General features: G+C 44.4%; 25 protein-coding genes. 4 read left to right on the top strand and 21 right to left on the bottom strand.

The window, feature by feature from the left end; all coding sequences use genetic code 11:
* The first annotated feature begins 10 nt into the window (after window positions 1-10).
* Window positions 11-793 carry a methyltransferase domain-containing protein gene (locus WJM45_RS10280; RefSeq protein WP_341328836.1) on the top strand — a complete coding sequence of 261 codons (783 nt, stop codon included), beginning with the start codon at window positions 11-13 and terminating at the stop codon, window positions 791-793.
* 13 nt (window positions 794-806) lie between these two features.
* On the opposite strand, the gene WJM45_RS10275 is transcribed toward WJM45_RS10280, so the two are convergent.
* The 14 genes from WJM45_RS10275 to WJM45_RS10210 form a co-directional block, all read right to left on the bottom strand.
* Window positions 807-1,586 carry a TatD family hydrolase gene (locus tag WJM45_RS10275; protein WP_341328835.1) on the bottom strand — a complete coding sequence of 260 codons (780 nt, stop codon included), beginning with the start codon at window positions 1,584-1,586 and terminating at the stop codon, window positions 807-809.
* A gap of 70 nt (window positions 1,587-1,656) precedes the next feature.
* Window positions 1,657-2,010: a PilZ domain-containing protein gene (locus WJM45_RS10270; protein ID WP_014148498.1), complete on the bottom strand. Its 354-nt coding sequence runs from the start codon at window positions 2,008-2,010 to the stop codon at window positions 1,657-1,659.
* Between the two features lie 8 nt (window positions 2,011-2,018).
* A complete protein-coding gene (locus tag WJM45_RS10265) occupies window positions 2,019-3,008 on the bottom strand; it encodes a DNA polymerase III subunit delta' (RefSeq protein WP_341328834.1) in 990 nt (329 codons plus the stop codon).
* Window positions 2,992-3,633: a dTMP kinase gene (gene tmk / locus WJM45_RS10260; protein ID WP_341328929.1), complete on the bottom strand. Its 642-nt coding sequence runs from the start codon at window positions 3,631-3,633 to the stop codon at window positions 2,992-2,994. Before tmk ends, WJM45_RS10265 begins: the two co-directional genes overlap by 17 nt.
* A complete protein-coding gene (gene mltG / locus WJM45_RS10255; RefSeq protein WP_341328833.1) occupies window positions 3,633-4,625 on the bottom strand; it encodes an endolytic transglycosylase MltG in 993 nt (330 codons plus the stop codon). Before mltG ends, tmk begins: the two co-directional genes overlap by 1 nt.
* The gene (gene pabC, locus WJM45_RS10250; protein ID WP_341328832.1) at window positions 4,619-5,449 is read right to left on the bottom strand and encodes an aminodeoxychorismate lyase; all 831 of its coding nucleotides are present in this window, start codon (window positions 5,447-5,449) and stop codon (window positions 4,619-4,621) included. The genes mltG and pabC overlap by 7 nt, the downstream gene beginning before the upstream one ends.
* Before the next feature lie 28 nt (window positions 5,450-5,477).
* Window positions 5,478-6,722 (bottom strand): beta-ketoacyl-ACP synthase II, encoded by a 1,245-nt coding sequence (fabF, locus tag WJM45_RS10245; RefSeq protein WP_341328831.1) that lies wholly within the window; start codon window positions 6,720-6,722, stop codon window positions 5,478-5,480.
* A gap of 230 nt (window positions 6,723-6,952) precedes the next feature.
* Window positions 6,953-7,183 carry an acyl carrier protein gene (gene acpP / locus WJM45_RS10240; RefSeq protein WP_014148504.1) on the bottom strand — a complete coding sequence of 77 codons (231 nt, stop codon included), beginning with the start codon at window positions 7,181-7,183 and terminating at the stop codon, window positions 6,953-6,955.
* Window positions 7,184-7,324: 141 nt separating this feature from the next.
* Entirely contained in the window at window positions 7,325-8,053 is a 729-nt protein-coding gene (gene fabG, locus WJM45_RS10235; protein ID WP_341328830.1) for a 3-oxoacyl-ACP reductase FabG, read from the bottom strand.
* On the bottom strand, window positions 8,046-8,996 hold the full coding sequence (gene fabD / locus WJM45_RS10230) for an ACP S-malonyltransferase (RefSeq protein WP_341328829.1): 951 nt from the start codon (window positions 8,994-8,996) through the stop codon (window positions 8,046-8,048). Before fabD ends, fabG begins: the two co-directional genes overlap by 8 nt.
* Before the next feature lie 11 nt (window positions 8,997-9,007).
* On the bottom strand, window positions 9,008-9,976 hold the full coding sequence (locus WJM45_RS10225; RefSeq protein WP_341328828.1) for a beta-ketoacyl-ACP synthase III: 969 nt from the start codon (window positions 9,974-9,976) through the stop codon (window positions 9,008-9,010).
* The gene (plsX, locus tag WJM45_RS10220) at window positions 9,973-11,001 is read right to left on the bottom strand and encodes a phosphate acyltransferase PlsX (protein ID WP_341328827.1); all 1,029 of its coding nucleotides are present in this window, start codon (window positions 10,999-11,001) and stop codon (window positions 9,973-9,975) included. The genes WJM45_RS10225 and plsX overlap by 4 nt, the downstream gene beginning before the upstream one ends.
* Window positions 11,002-11,094: 93 nt before the next feature.
* Window positions 11,095-11,277: a 50S ribosomal protein L32 gene (gene rpmF, locus WJM45_RS10215; RefSeq protein ID WP_341328826.1), complete on the bottom strand. Its 183-nt coding sequence runs from the start codon at window positions 11,275-11,277 to the stop codon at window positions 11,095-11,097.
* Entirely contained in the window at window positions 11,277-11,801 is a 525-nt protein-coding gene (locus tag WJM45_RS10210; protein WP_341328825.1) for a YceD family protein, read from the bottom strand. Before WJM45_RS10210 ends, rpmF begins: the two co-directional genes overlap by 1 nt.
* Window positions 11,802-11,860: 59 nt before the next feature.
* On the opposite strand from WJM45_RS10210, the gene WJM45_RS10205 reads away from it, so the two are divergent.
* The gene (locus WJM45_RS10205; protein ID WP_341328824.1) at window positions 11,861-12,445 is read left to right on the top strand and encodes a nucleoside triphosphate pyrophosphatase; all 585 of its coding nucleotides are present in this window, start codon (window positions 11,861-11,863) and stop codon (window positions 12,443-12,445) included.
* A 25-nt stretch (window positions 12,446-12,470) separates the two neighbouring features.
* On the opposite strand, the gene WJM45_RS10200 is transcribed toward WJM45_RS10205, so the two are convergent.
* The 7 genes from WJM45_RS10200 to WJM45_RS10170 form a co-directional block, all read right to left on the bottom strand.
* Window positions 12,471-13,325, bottom strand: coding sequence for an HDOD domain-containing protein (locus tag WJM45_RS10200; protein WP_341328823.1), 855 nt, complete (start codon window positions 13,323-13,325; stop codon window positions 12,471-12,473).
* A 13-nt stretch (window positions 13,326-13,338) separates the two neighbouring features.
* Entirely contained in the window at window positions 13,339-13,911 is a 573-nt protein-coding gene (locus WJM45_RS10195; RefSeq protein WP_341328822.1) for a transglycosylase SLT domain-containing protein, read from the bottom strand.
* Window positions 13,912-14,207: 296 nt separating this feature from the next.
* A complete protein-coding gene (locus tag WJM45_RS10190; protein ID WP_341328821.1) occupies window positions 14,208-15,821 on the bottom strand; it encodes a DNA mismatch repair protein MutS in 1,614 nt (537 codons plus the stop codon).
* Window positions 15,818-16,009: a hypothetical protein gene (locus WJM45_RS10185; protein ID WP_014148515.1), complete on the bottom strand. Its 192-nt coding sequence runs from the start codon at window positions 16,007-16,009 to the stop codon at window positions 15,818-15,820. Before WJM45_RS10185 ends, WJM45_RS10190 begins: the two co-directional genes overlap by 4 nt.
* A 45-nt stretch (window positions 16,010-16,054) precedes the next feature.
* On the bottom strand, window positions 16,055-16,597 hold the full coding sequence (gene folE / locus WJM45_RS10180; protein WP_341328820.1) for a GTP cyclohydrolase I FolE: 543 nt from the start codon (window positions 16,595-16,597) through the stop codon (window positions 16,055-16,057).
* Window positions 16,598-16,636: 39 nt separating this feature from the next.
* The gene (gene dusA, locus WJM45_RS10175) at window positions 16,637-17,614 is read right to left on the bottom strand and encodes a tRNA dihydrouridine(20/20a) synthase DusA (protein WP_341328819.1); all 978 of its coding nucleotides are present in this window, start codon (window positions 17,612-17,614) and stop codon (window positions 16,637-16,639) included.
* Between the two features lie 248 nt (window positions 17,615-17,862).
* Window positions 17,863-18,423 carry a gamma carbonic anhydrase family protein gene (locus WJM45_RS10170; RefSeq protein WP_341328818.1) on the bottom strand — a complete coding sequence of 187 codons (561 nt, stop codon included), beginning with the start codon at window positions 18,421-18,423 and terminating at the stop codon, window positions 17,863-17,865.
* A gap of 256 nt (window positions 18,424-18,679) precedes the next feature.
* Between WJM45_RS10170 and WJM45_RS10165 the strand changes: the two genes are divergently transcribed.
* Both WJM45_RS10165 and WJM45_RS10160 read left to right on the top strand, forming a co-directional pair.
* Window positions 18,680-19,687, top strand: coding sequence for an SPFH domain-containing protein (locus WJM45_RS10165; protein ID WP_341328817.1), 1,008 nt, complete (start codon window positions 18,680-18,682; stop codon window positions 19,685-19,687).
* Between the two features lie 5 nt (window positions 19,688-19,692).
* Complete coding sequence (locus WJM45_RS10160; RefSeq protein WP_341328816.1) at window positions 19,693-20,355, top strand: zf-TFIIB domain-containing protein; 663 nt, start codon at window positions 19,693-19,695, stop codon at window positions 20,353-20,355.
* Window positions 20,356-21,553 lie beyond the last annotated feature (1,198 nt).

Genomic DNA, 21,553 nt, shown 5'->3' with positions numbered 1-21,553 from the left:
TAGGTCAACTATGAAAGTTTTTCACGGAGAAGTCAGCTCGGAATATCTGCAAAAAGCGGCAGATATTTTTTTACCGATTAAGCATCACAGTTATAAAAAAATGAATATTTCCAACGGAAATATAATAGCCGACATCGGATGCGGGCCTGGGGTAGATGTTGCCGAACTATCGAAAATGGTTGGGAAAGACGGTGAAGTCTTCGGGTATGATCATGATCATGAGATGTTAAAAAGCGCTATCCAGAATTGTAGACAACTTTCTACAATTCAGCAGGCTAATTTAATACAAGGTAGTGCCGAAAAGTTACCTTTCAGGAGTGGGTTATTCGATAGTTGTCGAAGCGAGCGATTATTCATGCACCTCAAACAGCCGGAACAAACACTTTTGGAAATAAAAAGAGTGACTAAAGACAAAGGATACGTTGTTGTTGTGGAAACAGACTGGGCTAGCTTGTCGATCGATACCCAACTTCCCGGAGTCGAGCGTACTCTTTCTCATTATCGTATGTCGCATATGATGAACAATGGTTACTCAGGCAGAAGCCTATACAGGCAATTCAAAAAATGCGGTTTCAGTCATATTGAAGTCGAAGTCTTTCCGATTATTGCAACCGATATAAACCTTTTCTATTCATTATCGGTCCAGCAGATTGTCGAAGATCAAGCCTTGGCCAATCATGCGATTACGGAACAAGAGCTGAACTATTGGCGAACCGACTTACAACGCGCCGCAACGGATGATTCTTTTTATGCCTGTATCAACGTTTTAGTGGTTTCAGCTCAAAAATCTTGAAAAGTATTGAATTTCATAGGCATTCTAAATTAAATAAGCGTACAAAGTTATCTTTACTCTGGTCCGCGATGACCTCCAACGAGGTATTTCTTAATTTAGCTATAAATTCAGCCACATGTCGAACATAAATCGGATAATTAGGTCGTCCGCGAAAAGGAACCGGAGCTAGGTAGGGCGAGTCGGTTTCAATCAAATATCTATCCGCCGGAATTTTTTGCGCCACTTCTTGTATTGCTTTAGCATTATTGAACGTTACAATCCCTGAAAAGGAAATATAAAAATTCAACTCGAGCGCACGAAGCGCAAATTCCCAGTCTTCGGTAAAACAATGGATAATACCGCCGACCGAATCGGCACCTTCTTCTTTCAAAATGCGTAAAGTGTCTTCTCGGGCTTCTCGCGTATGGACGATTAAAGGTTTATTTAAACTTTTCGCCGCCGCGATATGTCGTCTAAATCGCTGGTGTTGCCAAGATAAGTCCCCTTCACTTCTAAAATAATCCAATCCGGTTTCACCGATGCCGATGACTTTTTCGGCTTGGCCGAGTGTGATCAATTCATCAGTTGTCGGCTCCTTTCCGTCATGCGAATTAGGATGCACGCCGACCGTCAAGGAGATCTGAGGATAAGGAGCGACCAATTCGCACATCGATGGATAAGCTTCAAGATCGATGCTGATACACAGCATGTGTTCGATTTGATGTTTCGAGGTTTCTTGCATGAAGCAAGAAAAATCATCTTGATAAGGAGAAAGATCGATACGATCTAAATGGCAGTGAGAGTCGATTAGCATGGGATAACACAGGTATAAAGATTGAGTTTAGTTGAAGGAATTGGTGCGTGAGGCCCGAAAAACCAAACCGTTACATTGTATGGGTGGCTCGATCCGATTCCAGAGCGCCGGCTAAATAGGTCTCTATTTTATTACGTGCCATACCGCCATCCTGATCGCTGAACTGAACACCGATACCGGTAGTACGATACCCTTCCGAACCGGCAGGTGTTTTCCAAATAATTTTACCTGCAATCGGCAATCGCTCTGTTTCTTCCATTAAATTCAACAACATAAAAACCTCCTGCCCCATTTCGTATTCGCGATTTGTCGGAATAAACAATCCGCCATTGGTAATAAAAGGCATATAGGCGGCATAGAGTGCGTTTTTATCTTTTATCGACAAGGATAATATTCCTTGTCTGGGTGATGATGATTCGGACATGCTTTTTCCTATTTTTCGTTAAGCCGCGCCCACTCGATTAATAGCTCTTCGAATAATAATTGTTTATTGAGCTGTGTATCGATGCGGTTTCGACTGATAAGCATAAGATCATAGACGCTATACAAATGAGATAATTCTAAAGTTTGCGCGGATTTGTTCAAGTCTTCAAATAAATCACGATTAATTAGTTTTTCGGCAGGTAATTGAAAACAACATTTAATTAAATCCGTAATCCATCCCGTTATCCAAGTCAATAAGAGGCTAGGCTCCAGTTTAATCCATTGTTCCGAGACAACATACGGATGAGTGCGCAAAGCAGCGATATCGAGCCATTGATTAAAACATTTTCGACGTAATTCAAGGGTATTGTTGTTCGCATAATCCAAGGCCAACAAGGGCGATCCTTTAGATACGCTTAACAATAAGTCACTATCTTTTTTTATTCCTTGATCTAACAACCACTGTTTAACTCGTTCCGGAGCGGGCCTCGAAAAATAGACCTTTTGACATCGACTGATCAAAGTGGCCGGGAGTCGGCTAGGTTTATCCGTGATAAGTAGCAGTACGGTTCGCTCGGTCGGTTCTTCAAGAAATTTCAAAAAAGCATTAACCGCTGAGATATTTAATTGATCGGCCGGTTCAACTATGACGACACGATTTGCCTCATATTGCGGTTTTAATGATAACACCGAAAGGATCTTTCTGATTTGATCGATTTTAATAGTCTTGCCGGGTTCTTCCGGATTCACTCTGATATAGTCAGGGTGCGTTTGTGCATTGACTAACTGACAGCTATGGCATTGGCCGCAAGGCAATCCGTCAGCGTCTGTTTCGGAACAAAGCAAGGAATGCGCGAAACGCTCCGCCAATCGGCTTTTGCCTATGCCTTTATTTCCGGCAAACAATAAGGCTTGAGGTATGCGTTGACCGGTAATGTAACGGACAAGATGCTGCCAATCCGCTTCCTGCCAAGGCAATAGATCAGGAGTGATGGTCATTAAAAACAAACGGGTGTAAAAAACGTGTTATTTCGCTTTGTACATCGATAAGGGGTTGGTCGGATTTAATAACTTTAATACGTTCCGGTTCCAATTTAGCCTGCAATAAATAAGCGCGCCTTACTTGTTCGAAAAAAACCAAGGTTTCGGATTCGATGCGATCCAGCGAACTGCGATGACGAGCGCGCTTGAGCCCTATTTCGACCGGTGCATCGAATAAAAAGGTCAAATCGGGTCGAAGATTACCTTGAACGAAATTTTCCAGCCACTGAATCGCTTGAGCACTCATATTGCGCCCTCCGCCCTGATAGGCGTAGGTCGCATCGGTAAAGCGGTCGCATATTACCCAAGAGCCGGCATGTAAGGCCGGCTCGATCACTTGTTTGAGATGTTGAGCGCGTGCAGCGAACATTAATAACAATTCCGCTTGATCGGTGATGACTTCGTCGGATGACTGTTGTAATAGTAAGTTTCGAATATGTTCCGCGAGGGGAGTGCCTCCGGGCTCTCGAGTAAGAATCACCGGAATTCCGTGCAAGCTTAGATAGTCTTTTAAAAAACTCATATTGGTGGTTTTGCCGACCCCTTCCCCACCTTCAAGCGTTATGAATTTTCCTTTAATCATCATTGTTTCAATTGATAAGTGGTCACGGCTTGGTTATGCTCGGCAAGATTAGCGGAAAAAGCATGCGTGCCATCCCCCTTGGAAACAAAATAAAGGCTCTCTCCTGCCTCAGGATGAAGAACCGCATGTATCGAGGCTTGTCCGGGCATCGCGATCGGCGTCGGCGGTAATCCGTTAATGACATAGGTGTTGTAGGGAGTATGCGTCAAAAGGTCTTTCTTGCGAATATTGCCTTGATAATCCTCGCCCATACCGTAAATAACGGTTGGATCGGTTTGCAGTAACATGCCTTTTTCAAGCCTGCGAATAAACACACCGGCAATTATTTGACGCTCCTCGGGAACGCTCGTTTCTTTTTCGACAATCGACGCCAGTATCAATGCTTGATAAGGAGACTCAAACGGAAGGTTATCCTGCTTTTGCCGCCACTCTTGGTCCAAGATACTCAGCATGCGATCATGAGCCCTTTTTAATAAGGCAAGATCGGTCGTGTTTTTATCAAAGAAATACGTGTCGGGAAAAAAAAGACCTTCGGGATGACCGTAATCGGAATTCAAATAACTGAGTAAGGATTCGCTATCCGATTTATTTAGTGTTTTTTGAATGTAAGGGTGGCTATTTATTTGCTCAAGAAACTGATTGAAATTCCACCCTTCCGGAAAGGTGATGGCATATTGTCTGCTTTTTCCGGATGCGAATAACGAAAGAATATCAAAAGCGGTAGCGCCTTGAGCGATTTCATAATCTCCGGCTTTCAAACGACCGGCGGATTGTGTTTGCAGAGCTAGTATTTTTAACCATAGCGGTTTAACCGCTAATTCTTGTTCCTGAAGTTTTTCAGTAATGCGGACGAACGAATCGCCTTTGCTGATTTCAATATAAACCGGCTTGTCAACTAAAGGCGTAGCTACGAAGTGTTGATAATCGATCCATAGCCAGCCGAGTAAAAAGCTGGTTAATACGATCGAGATACCCACGAGTTTATTCAGCATGCTTGGAGCCATTCATTTTTGTACTGTTCGAGCCAGTCCGTTATTTCGCGGGTTACAGGGCCGACAGCAAATGGCTTGGAACCAATTTGGGTGACTGGCCATAAACCGATGATTGAATTACAAACAAATATTTCATCAGCGTTTAACAATTCGTCGATACCGAAATAACGTTTCGACAAGACTAACGCATTTGATTCAGCGAGTTCCAAGATAATTTCGCGCATAATGCCGGCTACGCCGGAGCGAAGAATCTCGGAGGTATGGAGTTGCCGGTTAATGACATAAAACAAATTAGTCATCGTTCCTTCTATAACGTTGCCATCGGCATCGAGCATTAAACCTTCTTGAATGCCCGGATCTTTCCATTCGGCGCGAGCTAAAATCTGTTCGAGGCGATTAAGATGTTTAATGCCGGCAAGCGCCGGGTTTAGGCCTAAACGGGTAGAACAAAGCCTGGCAGTAATGCCATTGCGGGTATAATTTTCAGGATAATCAGGAAATGGATAAACGCTAATAACACGAGTCGGTTTGATGCTGTCCGGTTGCCGATAACCTCGTCCGCCCGTTCCGCGCGTCAGGATAATTTTTAACACGCCTCGATCGACGTCTCTAGCAGCACACTCAGCTTCCGCGACTAAATTGCCGGTATCTTCTAAAGGGATCTGTAAACGCCGGCAACCTTCGTTTAGGCGGCGAATATGTCTTTCGAAAAAAACCAGTCTGCCTTGCTTGATTTCAATCGTTTCAAATAAACCATCGCCATATTGGAATCCGCGATCCGAAACATCGATGGTGCAACCCATCGCACCATTGATTAAAAACATCGGAGACTTACCTATGTCATCGAACTAATTATTCGAATCGTTTAAAAATCAACGTGCCGTTAGTTCCGCCGAAGCCGAAAGAATTCGATAAAGCGACATTCATCGACATATCCCGAGCAACATTCGGAACATAGTCCAAATCGCATTCGGGGTCTTGGTTATCCAAGTTAATAGTTGGCGGCGCTATTTGATTTTTGAGACTTAATGCCGTCAGTACCGCTTCGATGCCGCCCGCAGCCCCCAATAGATGACCTATCATCGATTTGGTTGAACTAATTGCAACTTTATAGGCATGGTCGCCTAACGCGGATTTCATCGCCTGTGTTTCACCGAGATCGCCGGCTGGCGTGGAAGTACCATGCGCATTGATATAGTCGACGTCTTCAGGATTCAAACCGGCATCGCGTAATGCATTTTTCATGCATCGAGCGGCGCCTTCTCCGCCTGGCGAAGGTGAAGTCATGTGATAAGCGTCTCCGCTCATGCCGTAACCCACCAATTCGGCATAGATTTTCGCACCGCGTGCTTTAGCATGTTCCAGCTCTTCCAGGACAACAACACCGGCACCGTCGCTTAACACAAAGCCATCACGATCACGATCCCATGGACGACTTGCACGTTGTGGATCATCGTTTCTTCTCGATAAGGCTTTCGCTGACGCAAATCCGCCCATCGCGGTCGGTGAAGTGGTACAACGCTCGGCGCCTCCGGCGATCATTACGTCGACATCACCGTATTTGATCATTCTGGCGGCATCGCCAATGTTATGAGTACCGGTTGAACAGGCGGTAACAATCGCAAAATTAGGCCCTTTTAAGCCATATTTAATCGATAAATTACCGGAAATCATATTGATGATATTGCCGGGTACAAAAAACGGCGAAATACGCCTTGGCCCGCTTTTATCATATAGCGCGTAACAGTCTTCAATGCCTGTTATCCCGCCTATTCCGGAACCGATTGCCACACCGATTCTTTCGGCATTATTATCATTAACCTCGATGCCGGAATCCTCGAACGCTTGAGATCCTGCGGCTAATCCGTAATGGATAAAGCCGTCCATGCGTTTCGCGTCTTTTTCAGGAAAATATTGAGAAATATCGAAGTTTCTTATTACGCCACCGAAAGTCGTGGCAAATGCAGAAATATCGAAGGAATCAATGGCGGAAATACCGCTTTTACCATTGACGATTCCGTCCCAGGTTTCCGAAACTGTGTTAGCTAAAGGCGTGACCGCGCCTAGTCCAGTTATTACAACTCGGCGTGTGCTCAATGTTTTGTACCCGAAGTTAATTTTAAAGAGGGGATGTTAAGGCATGCATAAGTGGACATTAACAGCATCCACTTACATACTTCGAACGGTCATATTTTCGGTGGTTTGATGCCCTCTTTTGTTCTATAACGCTCACAACTCAGTTTGCTACTTACGTCCCTGTATGCGTCGAACAAAATTATCATGTCATAATTCGCCGAGAACATGACCGTTCGAAATATAAGCAGTTTTTATGCGTTTTTTTCGACGTAATCGATCGCTTGTTGAACAGTAGTGATTTTTTCGGCTTCGTCGTCCGGAATTTCACATTCGAATTCTTCTTCAAGGGCCATGACGAGTTCAACGGTATCCAAAGAGTCTGCACCAAGATCATCGACAAAAGAAGCATCGTTAGCGATATCTTCTTTAACACCTAATTGCTCAGCGACAATCTTTTTTACTCTTTCTTCAACATTACTCATAATTATTATCCTCAACAATGTAAGATTATTTTTAAAAAATAATACTTACAATAGTATAGTTATTTGTTTTACTTAGAAATCCCGTCATCTCATTCCAGACGGCGGGGGAATTATACTTTATATTATAAAAATATCACAATATTATGCCATGAACATGCCACCGTTCACATGCAGCGTTTCTCCGGTAATATACGCGGCACGCTCCGATGCTAAATACGAAACGGCATACGCAATTTCTTTAGCATCACCCAAGCGGCCTAATGGTATTGAGCTTAAAAGTGCCTGTTTATGCTCTTCGGCCAGTTCACGGGTCATGTCGGTATCGATAAAACCGGGAGCAACTGTATTCACGGTGATTCCGCGCGAACCGACTTCTTTGGCCAACGATTTGGAAAACCCCACGATGCCGGCTTTAGCTGCGGCATAATTGGCTTGGCCGGCATTACCGGTCGCGCCGACTACCGAGGAAATATTGATTATTCTACCTGTTTTAGCTTTCATCATGCCGCGTAAAACGGCTTTACTCATGCGAAAAACCGATGAAAGATTCGTGGCAATAATCTCATCCCATTCGTCATCCTTCATACGCATCATTAAGTTATCGCGGGTAATGCCTGCATTATTGACGAGAACATTAGGGGCCCCAAAATCGTCATTAATGGTTTTAATTACTGCATCAATTGACGAAGGATCGGCGACATTGAGTTTAATACCTGTTCCTGTGTCGCCTAAGTATGCGGCAATCGCTTCAGCGCCCTGATCACTTGTTGCCGTTCCGATCACAAAAAAATCGTCGGCAGCCAATTGCTCAGCAATTGCGCGACCGATACCCCTGCTCGCACCGGTTACCATTGCTATTTTTTTAACCATTCACTATCTCCAAGGCTTGATTTAATGAGTCAGGATCATAGATGCTTATATGTTCCGCATTTTTGGCAATTCGTTTATTCAAGCCAATGAGCACTTTACCGGGACCGCATTCAACAAACACTGTAACACCTTGGTCGGCCATAAACTTTATTCCGTCCACCCAACGCACCGGCTTAAATAATTGCTCCCTTAGCGCATTGCGGATGACTTCCGGAGCACTATGGGTACTGACGTCGACATTGTGGATTAGGGTGATTCGAGGTGAATCGATGCCGGTTTGCTGTAAGAGGTCGCTTAATTGCTCCGCTGCCGACTGCATTAACGCGCAATGCGAAGGTACGCTAACCGGAAGTAAAACTGCTCGTTTTGCACCAACTTCCTTAGCCTTTGCCATTGCACGCTCAACCGCTACTTTGTCCCCGGCAATGACTACTTGACCTGGTGCATTAAAATTAGCCGGCGCAACCACTTCGCTCTCGGCCGAATCCTTGCATAGTTTTACGACTTCGTGATCTTCCAATCCTAAAATTGCAGCCATGGCTCCCTGCCCGGCCGGAACTGCCTCCTGCATCAAGCGGCCTCTTTCGGAGACTAGTTTGATCGCATCTTCATAAGCCAACGCACCGGAGCAAATCAATGCGGTATATTCACCTAAGCTATGTCCTGCCATCCAACCGGGTTGGACCGAGCACTGTTTATTCCAGATTTTCCACACCGCGTAGCCGGCAGCTAGCATAGCCGGTTGAGTTATTGCCGTTTGATTTAATTTTTCTAAAGGACCGGCTTCAACGATTGACCATAAGTCATAAGACAACACTTCGGAAGCCTGTTCAAAAGTTTGCTTAATTTCCGGATAGGCCTCCGCCATGGCCGATAACATACCTACCGATTGGGAGCCTTGACCCGGAAAGACAAAAGCCAAATTATAAATTTGTTCAGTCATTCATTTATTCTCTAGTATTTAATTAAAGCGGAGCCCCAAGTAAACCCAGCACCGAAAGCCTCCAGTAAGAGCACTTGACCGCGCTGAATTCTCCCGTCTCTAATACCTTCATTCAATGCCAACAACACGGACGCCGATGAAGTATTGCCTTGAGTTTCCAATGTCAATATGACGTTATCCATCGACATTTTAAGCTTCTTAGCCGTTGCGGCAATGATTCTCGTGTTGGCTTGATGCGGAACTAGCCAGTCGATCTCGGAGCGTTCCATGTTGTTTGCCGCTAAAGTTTCATCAGCTATCTGACCTAGCGTATTGACAGCGACCTTGAATACCTCGTTACCGCGCATATTGACATAGCCAGGCTCATCGCGATTAGATTCTGCCGCGACTTGCGGATTAGGTAAATAGAGTAACTCTTCATATCCGCCGTCCGAGTGGATGTGGGTCGATAAGATACCCGGACTATCGGAAGCTTGCAATAAAACGGCACCGGCGCCATCGCCGAAGAGTATGCAAGTGCTTCTATCGGTCCAGTCCATGATCCGAGAATAGATTTCGGTGCCGACAATTAAAATGGTTTTGACTGCTCCCGACTTAATATATTGGTCTGCAATACTTAACGCATAAATGGTGCCCGAACAAGCAGCTTGAATATCGAACGCCACACAGTTTTTGATGTCCAACCGTTCTTGCAATAAACAGCCGGTGCTCGGATAAACGCGATCCGGAGTGCCGGTCGCGACAATAATCATATCGATTTGATTAGGAACTATGCCAGCTGCTTCAATAGCTTGGCGTGCGGCAATTTCCCCCATGCTTGAAGCTGTCTCGTCAGGTGCCGCGATTCGGCGACTTTTAATGCCGGTTCGCTCATAAATCCAAGCATCAGAGGTATCGACGATTTTTGAAATATCGTCATTTGTGCGAATTTGCTTAGGCAAGTAACCGCCTGTGCCGATTATTTTAGAGCAATGCGTCATAAACTCTCTCTTTTCGATAATATGGTTTCGACCTGCTCGCCTATCTTTCTGATGACGCCTTTGGAAACTTCTATTTCCGCTAATTGCACGGCCGTTTTAAACGCCAGAGCATCCGCACCGCCATGGCTTTTGATCACTAAACCATTCAAGCCAAGAAAACTGGCGCCGTTATACATTCTCGGGTCTATTCGCTGCTTGAAGGATCGAATGACCGGATAGATTAGCAAACCAGACAGTCGCGTAAAAATATTTTTATTGAACGCTTCTTTCAAAACGGTGCCGATCATCTTAGCGGCACCCTCAATGGATTTGAGGGCTACATTGCCTACAAACCCGTCCGCTACAATCAAATCGACCTTGACGTTTCCCGCTGTCAAAGAATCCCCTTCCACATAACCAATATAATTTAACGATGAGTTTTCAAGGAGTTTCGCGGCAGCTTTAACTTGCTCATTACCTTTGACTTCCTCTTCGCCGATGTTGAGCAAGCCGACTGTCGGGTTATCGATGTTTTCAACAGCTTTAACTAATTCAGATCCCATTACCGCGAATTGAAAAAGATGCTCCGCCGTGCAATCGACATTGCCGCCTAAATCTAAAACATGAGTGTGACCGAATATCGAAGGTATCGTAGAGATAATAGCCGGTCGATCTATGCCTGGAATCATTTTTAAAACAAAGCGTGCGGTTGCCATCAACGCGCCGGTATTACCCGCGCTCACGCAAGCATCCGCTTCGCCGCTCTTAACTAGATTAATCGCGACGCGCATCGAAGAATCTTTTTTATTTTTTAATGCTTTAGAAGGAGACTCGTCCATGCCTACACATTGCGATGCATGGTGTATCGAAAGTCGACCGGCAAAATCGACCAAAGCCTGAGACATGTGATCTTTTAACACGACTTCGTCGCCTACTAAGATCAGCTTTAAGTTTGGATTGTTCTTTAAGCAATCCAATGACGCCGGAATAGTTACCGCGGGCCCATAGTCCCCGCCCATCGCATCAATTGAAATTGTTAAACTCACGCCTGCGAATGACCCTAAAAAATAAGATGCTCAACCGAGTCGGACAAATTCCGGTTCGGTTGAGCATCTTGATACAAAAAAAATCGACTTAACTTAGTCTTCTTCGTTAGTGTTTACGATTTGGCGTCCTTTGAAAAAACCATCGGGGCTAACGTGATGACGTAGGTGGGTTTCTCCAGTCAATGGGTCCTGAGACAGGGTTTTACTGGTTAATGCATCATGAGAACGACGTTGTCCACGTCTTGAGCGGGTTACTTTACTTTTTTGTACAGCCATTATTTCACTCCAGTATGCTTTAGTTTGGCTAAAATTGAAAAAGGGTTATTAGAATTCGATTGTTCGGTATTTAAGTCGTCTTGATGATCGTTACTAACCTTGACTTTAAGACAGGCTTCCAAATGCCGCGGGAAATCAGGCATGGCGAGCAATAGCTCATCTTCAACAATATCTTTGAGAGGGATTTTTCCTTCCCCAACTAGCAAAGGCTCGTAATCTTCCGGTAATCGATCCGCTTCATCCAATGAACTGACGATCCCAAGCTTAATGTTGTTTTCAATATGCAATTCCATTTTATTTAAACAATTTTGACACTCCACGGTCAATGTCGCTGCAATTTTCCCTTCAATGCTTGCCAGTCGTCCTTGCCTGCTAAAAAAAAAGTCAACAGTAGCAACACCCGTGTCATCTTTTAGCAAAGGCGCTAAACGACTTAGGCTTTTTAGTTTTATTTGCCCCGAGAGTTCGCTATGCTTATCAGCAAAACTCAGGGGGTCTATAAGTTCGGGTAATCGATCCAACATAACCGGTCAATAATAGCCCTAATAGAGCCCTTCGTCAAACCGCAATCTAACTTACTAAAATGGAATTCAAACATCTGGTCCTCGCTTCATCTTCCGAATATCGACAAATTTTGTTACGGAAATTGCATTTGGAATTTATTTGTGATTCGCCGGAGCTTGATGAAACACCGCTACCCGATGAGTCTCCGAGGCAAACCGCTCTCCGGCTTAGCCAAGCCAAAGCCAGTGAATTAATCGGAAAATTTCCAGGCAGTTTAATTATCGGTTCCGACCAAGTTCCGGTTCTCAAGGACTGCCGGCTTAGTAAGCCTGGCAATAGAAAAGCCACCATTGAACAACTATTAGCCGCCTCAGATCAATGCATGACATTTTATACTGGGGTAGCAGTTGCAAACAGCTTAACCGGTGAAGTGATTAGCGACATTGATGTATGCCACGTTTATTTCAAAAAATTAACGAACAACACCATCGAGCGTTATGTCGACTTGGAAAAACCGTTTAATTGCGCGGGAGGATTCAAATCGGAAGGATTGGGTATTGTTTTATTGAAAAAAATTGAAGGAGACGATCCCAATGCGCTGATTGGACTGCCTTTGATTAAATTAATCGGCTTACTGGAAAAGTTCGGCGCCAAGGTGATTTAAATAATTCGTCAAGAACTTAAAAGACTCAATGGAACTGCTTGCCCGGAGCCAATATATCGAATGTGGCATTAGCCTCATCAACCGCCGCCGCCATCACTTGCTTAATTTTAGCTTCATTGAGCCGAAGAATAGATAAGGTTGATGACGATAAGGTCGACAAAAACTCATCACGCGTTTTACTTTCATTCAAATTTATCGCCAAATAAAGCAAATGGGCATCCAATTTATGGATCAACGCCCTTTCAGGGTGCATTTGGTAACGTATCGCTTCCGATATCGATTCCGGGAGTTTCCATGACTCGGCCAACTCCCCGCCCACATCAGCCCGCGTAAAACCCAAGACTTGTCGCTCTAAGTTGGCCAATAGACGCTTGTTTTGGAAATTGTTCTTCAGTATTTGCCGAGATTGATCAGGTAGCTTGGTATAGATGACTAATGCTCCGATGTCGTGCAGCAAACCGGTCAAAAATAAGCGTTCGCAATGCAAAACTGCCGCTTTCTTGGCTAGCAATTTAGCAATGACCGCGCAATGTATACTTTGTATCCAAAAGTCGGTCATGTTGATCAGGTCGTCGGGAATATTGTCGAAAGTATCTACTACTGAAGTCGCTAACGCCAAGCTCTGTAATCCCTCTATTCCGACAATGGTAACCGCTCTAGAAATCGTATCGATTCTTGCTTGAAAACCGTAAAACGAACTGTTGACGATTTTTAATAAACGCATACTTAAAGCGGGATCTTTCGTTATGACTCTACCGATGTCGATAGCAGTATAGCGAGGATCTCGAACCATTTCCCTGATTTGAAAATAGATATCGGGCAACGAATAGAGCTTGACGGAGTCTTCAATTAAGGATTTTGCAGTCAAACTCTTTGCCACCGTTGAGCCCGCCTTAATTGTGATAAAGCGCTAAAACCTGCTTAACATAATTACGGGTTTCAGGATAAGGAGGAATGGAATTATTATATTTTTTTACCGCGCCTTCACCGGCATTATAGGCGGCAACGGCCAATGTTAAATTTGAATTGAACATCTTTAGCAAATCCTTCAAATAGCGTGTACCGCCATTGATATTTTGCACCGGATCAGTACGATCTCGAACGCCGTAACGCTTGGCAGTATCGGGCATCAATTGCATTAACCCTACTGCACCCGCCGAGGAAATTGCTTGGGCATGGTAAGCGGACTCTGCTTGAATAACGGCATGCAATAGCTTTTCATCGACCTGATGTTTCGATGCCGCTTTCGCAATGATATCTTTATATTTCTGCTTATTACCTTTCATTCGCCCCACAGCCCAATTGTAACTCGAAGGACGGGTGCGGATGATTCGCTTATAAAATCGATGAGAAGGCCGGTCGGTATAATAAACTTTTCCGTTGGGCGAAACATACTTATAAATATCGGCCGACAAAACCTCGGAAAACAAAAAAAAGGCTACATAGAAAAAAATCTTTTTTAGCATGACTTGTTCCCAATTTTTTTATTTCGAACGATCTGTCCAAAGTATGCATAACAATTGTCTTAAACCTAAGGATTTCGTGATAAATAACATTCTGGAACTATGAGCTTTGTTGAGAGTTCGGTAACTCGTTTGAACAGGCCCAGTGCCTAAATTCCAAGCCTATTGGCTATGGTTAAAAATTTAGGTGCTGGACCTGCCAATCTAGCTACCGAACCCTCCCTAACATAGGGAAGTTATTTTCAACCAAATTCTAAGCACCATTTCACACAATCAGTATAGTTCAACTCATAATCACTTTATGTTTTATCGGCACCACCTTTCGAATCAGCCAAATATTTGTCAATATCTTCCTTGGAAAACCCGATTTTCTTAGCTACCCGATCGGCATGACTGACTCTGGATATACCCTCTATTAACTTATAGGTAGGCGCGCCGCCGGCAAATTCGACTTGTTTCGGCAAGCCAATGCCCTTCGCGACAAAATTATCGACTAATTGATGGTTATGTGTGATTAAAATAGTGCTGTTGCCTTTTCGGTAAAAACCGTCAAGCACATTGGAAGACGACTCGAGCTTTTCTTCGAAGGTCGTACCTTCGGATAGCTCATCGAGCACTACGAGACTTTTAGCTGTCGTAGCCAAAAAGATATCCCGGGTTCGTTTTAGCTCGGTACCGAATCTCCCTTCTCCATCATCCAAATGACTGATTTCCGGAACTTGATAGAAAATCTTATCGGCAACGGTTAGAGTCGCCGATTTGACCGGTACATAGCAGCCGATTTGTCCCAATAGTTGAATTTGCGTGACCGTTTTACAAAATGCTGTTTTACCACCGCTGTTGGGGCCCGTAACTAAAACCAGCTTATCATCATCCAATTGAAAATCGTTACCGACATATTCCGGATTCCGGTAAGCAAGAACAGGATTGCGCGCATTAACGAGATTGATACGATGATGATCGGCTTCGATAAAATACGGAAGAGCAAGATCCCCACCAAAGCTTTCCCGGAACTTAATAAACGCAAGCAATTCATCTAATTGGCCAAGCGCATCTAAGGTTTCGCCAACCGCTTGCGAAGTTTTAAACTCATTGCGTAACGGAATAATACAACTGTCCCGATCAAAACCGCCTACTATAGGAAAATAAATTAACAGTAGCGGCACAAAGAAAATCGATGCCACCGGTATCGATTCCTTCGAAATACTAAACAGGTTGGTGGGAAAGAAGTTCGCAAGCGCCCAAAGTACGCCAAAAAAAAGAGCAATCAATAAGGGTTTAAAGAGATTAGGCTTAAAAATAATCGCCGGGATCCACGATCCTTTTCGTTCCTGTTTGCTCTGTATACCTTGCTCGCTGATAAATACCGGCCCTTTCATTAGTGAGTAAGCTCGACTATCGGTAAAGTTTTTAATCTGCCCCAATACCTCATTCAGGTAGGCGCTTTGCGTTTCAGGCACGGCCTTAACTTGATCAACTAGGTCCAACATGAACCGGGTGCCACGCTTGTATTGAAGATAGCCGAAGCCTTCGATTTCATTTTCTTCGCGTGCTGTTCCGAAAGAACCCAAAAATTCTCCGTATAACAACAAATACAGATTCTTTTCATGACTCGAGGCTTGTTCAACAATGCCTTGAAGCTGTTGTCTCAATTCGGCGTCATCCGCTATGGCTTCGACCGCTTTTTGCTTCGCTTTGATGGCTTCGATCGAGTCGAGCGGTTTGGCGAGCGAGCGATATAAAACCGATTGTCCGGCGATAGTTTGAGCGTGATTTAAAGTATCGTAGATCTCATCGACTTCAATCGCGCTGAAAGCGCCCGCGTCGATTACGCCCTGCTCGTCATCGGCAAACCGGCTTGATCTTGTATCCGGCCAATTTTCAGGCCAAGTTTGTAATATTGTCGACTTCATGGTTTCTTCTTTCTATCGATAATTCCAAACACGATAATGGCCGCAGTCACAATTCCGACCATCATGATGGTTTCTCTTGACGCTCCGAACAGATAAGCGATTCCACCGCCAATACCCATGCCGAGCCCGCTAAACGCTAAACTGCGCATCAGTCTACAAACAGCGCAATTTCTATCGTAGTCTTTCATTGCAAAACCCTACGGGTATTCAATGCCTACCTTTATTGGCAAACATTAACGATTGATCAAATTCAAAAACTCCGAGCGGGTACTGATTTCTTCCCTAAAAATCCCGGTCATCACTGACGTCGTCATCACCGAATTTTGTTTTTCGACACCGCGCATCATCATGCATAGATGTTTTGCTTCTATGACCACCGCAACACCTCTGGCATTGATGGATTTCTCGATAGCATCGGCAATCTGCTTAGTCAGTTTTTCCTGGATCTGTAAGCGTCTAGCATACATATCGATAATTCGAGCAACCTTCGAAAGACCCAGCACCTTACCTTGAGGGAGATAACCGACATGGCATTTGCCGATAAAGGGTAACAGGTGGTGTTCACATAGTGAATACAGCTCTATATCTTTGACAATAACCATATCTTCGGTATCGGCTTGAAATATAGCCCCGTTTAACACATCATCCAAGGATTTTTCATAACCGTTATTCAAAAACTTGAATGCATCCGATGCCCGCTTAGGCGTATCAATCAAACCTTCCCGGGTGACGTCTTCGCCGACTGCTTCGATAATTTTGGAAAAATACTCTTCCATCGTTCGTTCTCGATAATTAAAAAAGCAGGCCAGTATACCTTATCGGGATATTAAATCTAATGCCTTGAGTAGCGTATTTTGATCGACCCCCTGTTTCGTCGCGTTTTCGCTAATATGCCGCCGCCAAGACCTGGCGCCTGGAACCCCGTGAAAAAGTCCAAGTAGGTGCCGTGCTATCGAATACAATCGCACGCCTTGTTTTAATTGCTCATCAACATAAGGAAGTAAAGCTTCTACTATTTCTTCACGACTCTTAATTGCATGAAAGTCCCGGTAAAACAGTTCATCGACCCCGGCTAATAAATAAGGATTCTGATAAACCTCTCTTCCGACCATGACGCCATCGACCTCGTTATTAATCACAAGCGCTTGATCCAATGAACGCACGCCGCCGTTCAAAATGATTTCCAATTTTGGAAAATCCTTTTTGATTCTATATACAACATCGTAGCGTAGCGGCGGAATTTCCCGATTTTCCTTTGGAGAAAGTCCGCTCAACCAGGCTTTTCTAGCATGAATGATAAACATCCGGCACCCGGCTTCGGAGACCAGGGTAATAAAACGATGCAACGCTTCATAGGAATCTTGATTGTCGATACCGATCCGACATTTGACGGTCACCGGAATCGACACGGCCCGATTCATTTCCGATAAGCATTCGGCAACTAATTCCGGAGTCGCCATCAAGCATGCGCCGAATCGTCCATTTTGTACACGGTCGCTAGGACAACCAACATTCAGGTTAACTTCGTGATAGCCGTAATCTTCGACCATTTTAGCGCATGCCGCCAGATCCTGTGGGTTACTGCCACCCAATTGACATGCCAATGGATTTTCGTCTGGGTGGTATTGTAAAAATCGGTTCCGGTCGCCATGCAGTAAGGCACCGGTCGTAATCATTTCGGTATATAAGTAAGCATGTTTTGACAGCAACCGATAAAAATACCGGCAATGCCGGTCCGTCCAATCCAGCATCGGGGCAACGCAGAACTTTCTTGGCGTTATGATTTTCGGCAATGCTGAATCGGATTTCGATGTGATGACCGAGGCGTCTTTGGAAGTTTGAAAGTTACTGAGAAGGCTCCCTGCCTGAAGAGGGGGGCGGTTGCTCGACTGACAGGTGTCGGCGGCAGGGATAGCCGTCGTCAAGCTTACAGGGACGGATTCACTGCGTCCTGTCGGGCGAGTGACCGCCCTCCTCTCACTTTCATATGCAGGGGTGATTGCAAGGTCTTTATAAACGTTAGATTGAGTCATGATTGCATTTAGCAACTGTGCTGGGCTGGTTGTACCGTATTTTGTTGCAAGTGCTCATTTTTCAATTGAATATAATGCTGATAAGAATATTCCAAAAACTCTTTTTCGCGATCCGTCAATGGACGAACCCGCTTGGCGGGACTGCCGATATAAAGAAATCCGCTTTCGAGCTTTTTGCCGGGCGGCACCAACGCACCGGCACCGAGCATGACGTAATTTTCTAAAACCGCCCCATCCAAAATGATTGCCCCGATGCCGATTAAACAATAATCGCCGACGGTACAGGCATGAACCACCGCATTATGACCTATCGTAACGCCTCTACCGATCGTTAAAGGATGACCTTGAGGCGAAAACGGACCGGCATGTGAAACATGCAAGACCGACCCGTCTTGTACATTAGTACCATCGCCGATACGTATCGACTCTACATCGCCTCGAATAACGGTTGAAGGCCAAACCGACACGTCGTCGCCCAATTCAACATCGCCAATGACGACAGCGCTTTCGTCAATCAAAACCGAGCGGCCTAAAATAGGTTGCTTTTCGTTAAACTTTCTAATCGACACATAACCTCCGGATGTTTACTATAATTTTGTAGCATTGATAACGAAAAACTTTAAAGTAGCATGTAATCGTCATCAATCGGCTTACAAATATTTTATTATATACCCTCGTAGATCAAAATTCGGCACCAGGGTGCTCGGCCCCTCCGAAGTCACTGTCGAAATTTGAAGTGCGAAAAGTATATCTTTCCCACAATGATTCGAGGTATTCGAATGTTCAAATTGATGCGAAACAAACCAAACTATCGAGGAACACCCCGTGATTTTTAACGGCATAAAACGGCAACTCCGTTCCGTCATCCAATGGAACAATCCGAGTCCGGACGTGCTGCTGGAACAATGGACAGACAACGGCGATGAAATCAAAAATGCTTCAAAATTGATAGTCGGGCCAGGACAAGGCTGTATTTTTGTTTATGAAGGCAAAGTTAAGGCGGTCATTCAAGAACCTTGTCTGGTCGAGCTCGATACAGCGAACATTCCGTTTTGGACGACGATTAAAAAATTCATGCAGTTTTTTGTCAGCGAACATAAAGTTGCGATCTATTTTTTCAGAAAAACTAAAATACTCGATCAAAAATGGGGGACCACATCACCCATCAAATATGAAGATCCGAAGTATCACTTTCCGGTAGGACTGAAAGCCTACGGCAATTTCAGTTATCGAATTTTCGACGCCGAGGATTTTTTCAATAACGTCGTCGGTAATCATAACAATTTTTACATCAACGAGTTTCGCGAGGTTATGACCGCGCGAATCATGCATCCTTTAGCCGATTATCTTGCCGAAAGCCGTTTTAGTTACGCCGACATCGATGCGAATCGAGAAGAAATCGCGTACGGCATGCACATCAAATTATCGACCGCCTTTCAAAAACTCGGCTTTGAAATCACCGATTTTCGCATCGAAGGCACCGATTTCGATGACGATACTCAAACACGCATCAAACGGATTGCCGACTTAACGGCCGAAACGCATGCCGCGCAAATCGCAGGTATCGATTATACGCAACTGCAACAACTAGAAGCGATGCGCGATGCAGCCAGAAACGAAGGCGGCGCGGCAGGACTCGGCATGGCCATGGGGGCGGGCCTAGGCTTCGGGCAGTCCATGGCGCAAACCGCTACACCGGTTCAAACCAGCCAACCGCAAAGTAATTCGGAAGCGGTACAAAAGTTAGCGCAATTAAAACAGATGCATGATTCCGGCTTGATTTCCGAGCAAGAATACGCCGATAAAAGAAAAGAAATTCTCGATCGTTTTTAAGTCCTATGAAACGCTGTCATAGCTGCTCCGCGCCGCTGCTCGCCAACACCAACCTGTGTCGCTATTGCGGTACGCGAAATGACGTCGACTTGCATGGAAAGCATCATTTTGTCACCATCGATCATGAATCGGAACGAAAATGTCCGCACTGCGCCGAGTCTTTACACACGGTTGGCTTAGACCTCGACGATGGCCTCGGCGAATTCATGATAGAACGCTGCGAACACTGTTTCGGCTTATTTTTCGACCCCGGCGAGATTGAACGATTGTTAACAAGCTCGGTTTCTAATGTTTTCAGTATCAATCAACAATTGCTTCATAATATCAGTGTCGAGCGTTATCAAGCACACAGCAAAAAAGTTAAATACATCAAATGTCCTGTATGCGATGCCTTCATGCGTCGCATTAATTACGGTCATCGAAGCGGCGTCGTCATCGACCGATGCAATGCACACGGAATATGGCTCGATAATGGGGAAATTACGCACTTGATGGAATGGAAAAAAGCGGGCGGATTACTACTACATGAACAAAAAATTCGCCATAAAAACCAAAGAAAGCAATATGTTAAATCTCCTTCAATACCTAGACCTACTTCCGAAAACGCAATGAGCGAACCCGTTTTGCTGGACACGCTATCTTCGTTAATTGCCAAACTTTTTAATTGATTGCATACCCATCGAAGATTAAAACTCGGCACCGGGACCGGGGTGCCCGTCAAAGGATGCCATTCAGCCAGCACTTAAATACCATAGGCTTTGGCCGTAAATAACTTCCCTATTTTAACCCAGCTTTAACAAGTGTAGTGCCTACCGCCTATGCTTAGGTGCTGGGTTCACGGCGTCCTGCCAAGCGAGTGACCGAACCCTCAGGATCATCCTGAATTCGGCAGTTTAACCATGAAGCACATGAAGTTCATTAAGGATTCCAAGAACTTAACAAATCCTTTTCGCTAACCTTTTTGCTGAGCGAAAGTTCTATACAAACGCGTAATAAGCTATTGAATTAACCTCCTATTCTTCATGATCTTCATGGTGAAATGCTTTTTCTAGGATCATAGTTCCAGGACGTTATTTATTACGAAATCCATAGTTCATTGGTCATGGTTAATTATCTTGAATATTTAGGTGCTGGGTGAACGGCGGTCCTCGATAAACACACCCCATAACTATTATTATCACACGGTTTTTCAATCAAAGAGAGTAGCTACTCATTAAGATTTGAACGAAAAAACGTCTAATAATTTAAAAGGCGCTGGGTTGATTCACTCCTTCCATACCAATCAGGTTGACGCTAAACCTTCATGGATTTCCTACGGTCCTCGGCAGACAAATCCTCTAACTTCGCGACATTTCAGGCTGACAGGAGTAGATATCAACAATTCCTCTGCTAATATGAAGGCTCGGCAAACCCTTACAACTTCAGCAATTCCCAGTTTAAGAAATTTCTTCGTGTTCAGGGTGCGGGGTATGCCTGTCGAGGAACGCCGTAATCCCGCTAAGCACACTCCGCACCTATTTTTATTCTCAAATTGGGAATTGCTGGTACAACTTTAACCCAGCCTTAACATTGCGCGTCAATAGGTTATTGAATAATATGCAATAATTAATTTTATGGCACTACAAAGTTAAATTTGGCATGATTTTTAATTATTATATTTCAATAGCATAGGCGGTAGGCACTACACTTGTTAAAGCTGGGTTAACGAAACTACTTCGGATGATTATTTCAGTTATAATGGGCAACTCAATTTTTAAACTTATTTTCAAAGATCTTTGAATGACAAAAAATTTCTTATCCATTAAATGACGCTAAGTACATGACGACACTCATACATTGACGGGCAACCAGCAAAATGCAACTGTT

Origin of the sequence: Methylotuvimicrobium sp. KM2 (assembly GCF_038051925.1) — a bacterium.
Taxonomy (GTDB): Bacteria; Pseudomonadota; Gammaproteobacteria; order Methylococcales; family Methylomonadaceae; genus Methylotuvimicrobium.
The sequence above is the reverse complement of the archived record's forward strand: the minus strand, read 5'-3'. Positions and strand labels throughout refer to the sequence as shown.

Coding starts and splice junctions, on each gene's coding strand:
- fabD (WP_341328829.1), bottom strand. CDS start 8,996: ATGACTGAACAAATTTATAATTTGGCTTTTGTCTTTCCGGGTCAAGGC.
- WJM45_RS10190 (WP_341328821.1), bottom strand. CDS start 15,821: ATGAAGTCGACAATATTACAAACTTGGCCTGAAAATTGGCCGGATACA.
- fabG (WP_341328830.1), bottom strand. CDS start 8,053: ATGGTTAAAAAAATAGCAATGGTAACCGGTGCGAGCAGGGGTATCGGT.
- pabC (WP_341328832.1), bottom strand. CDS start 5,449: ATGTTTTTAATCAATGGTGCGATGGGTTGCACCATCGATGTTTCGGAT.
- WJM45_RS10275 (WP_341328835.1), bottom strand. CDS start 1,586: ATGCTAATCGACTCTCACTGCCATTTAGATCGTATCGATCTTTCTCCT.
- WJM45_RS10210 (WP_341328825.1), bottom strand. CDS start 11,801: ATGTTGGATCGATTACCCGAACTTATAGACCCCCTGAGTTTTGCTGAT.
- WJM45_RS10185 (WP_014148515.1), bottom strand. CDS start 16,009: ATGAAAGACTACGATAGAAATTGCGCTGTTTGTAGACTGATGCGCAGT.
- mltG (WP_341328833.1), bottom strand. CDS start 4,625: ATGCTGAATAAACTCGTGGGTATCTCGATCGTATTAACCAGCTTTTTA.
- WJM45_RS10270 (WP_014148498.1), bottom strand. CDS start 2,010: ATGTCCGAATCATCATCACCCAGACAAGGAATATTATCCTTGTCGATA.
- WJM45_RS10280 (WP_341328836.1), top strand. CDS start 11: ATGAAAGTTTTTCACGGAGAAGTCAGCTCGGAATATCTGCAAAAAGCG.
- tmk (WP_341328929.1), bottom strand. CDS start 3,633: ATGATTAAAGGAAAATTCATAACGCTTGAAGGTGGGGAAGGGGTCGGC.
- WJM45_RS10195 (WP_341328822.1), bottom strand. CDS start 13,911: ATGCTAAAAAAGATTTTTTTCTATGTAGCCTTTTTTTTGTTTTCCGAG.
- WJM45_RS10265 (WP_341328834.1), bottom strand. CDS start 3,008: ATGACCATCACTCCTGATCTATTGCCTTGGCAGGAAGCGGATTGGCAG.
- folE (WP_341328820.1), bottom strand. CDS start 16,597: ATGGAAGAGTATTTTTCCAAAATTATCGAAGCAGTCGGCGAAGACGTC.
- WJM45_RS10160 (WP_341328816.1), top strand. CDS start 19,693: ATGAAACGCTGTCATAGCTGCTCCGCGCCGCTGCTCGCCAACACCAAC.
- WJM45_RS10205 (WP_341328824.1), top strand. CDS start 11,861: ATGGAATTCAAACATCTGGTCCTCGCTTCATCTTCCGAATATCGACAA.
- rpmF (WP_341328826.1), bottom strand. CDS start 11,277: ATGGCTGTACAAAAAAGTAAAGTAACCCGCTCAAGACGTGGACAACGT.
- acpP (WP_014148504.1), bottom strand. CDS start 7,183: ATGAGTAATGTTGAAGAAAGAGTAAAAAAGATTGTCGCTGAGCAATTA.
- WJM45_RS10225 (WP_341328828.1), bottom strand. CDS start 9,976: ATGACGCATTGCTCTAAAATAATCGGCACAGGCGGTTACTTGCCTAAG.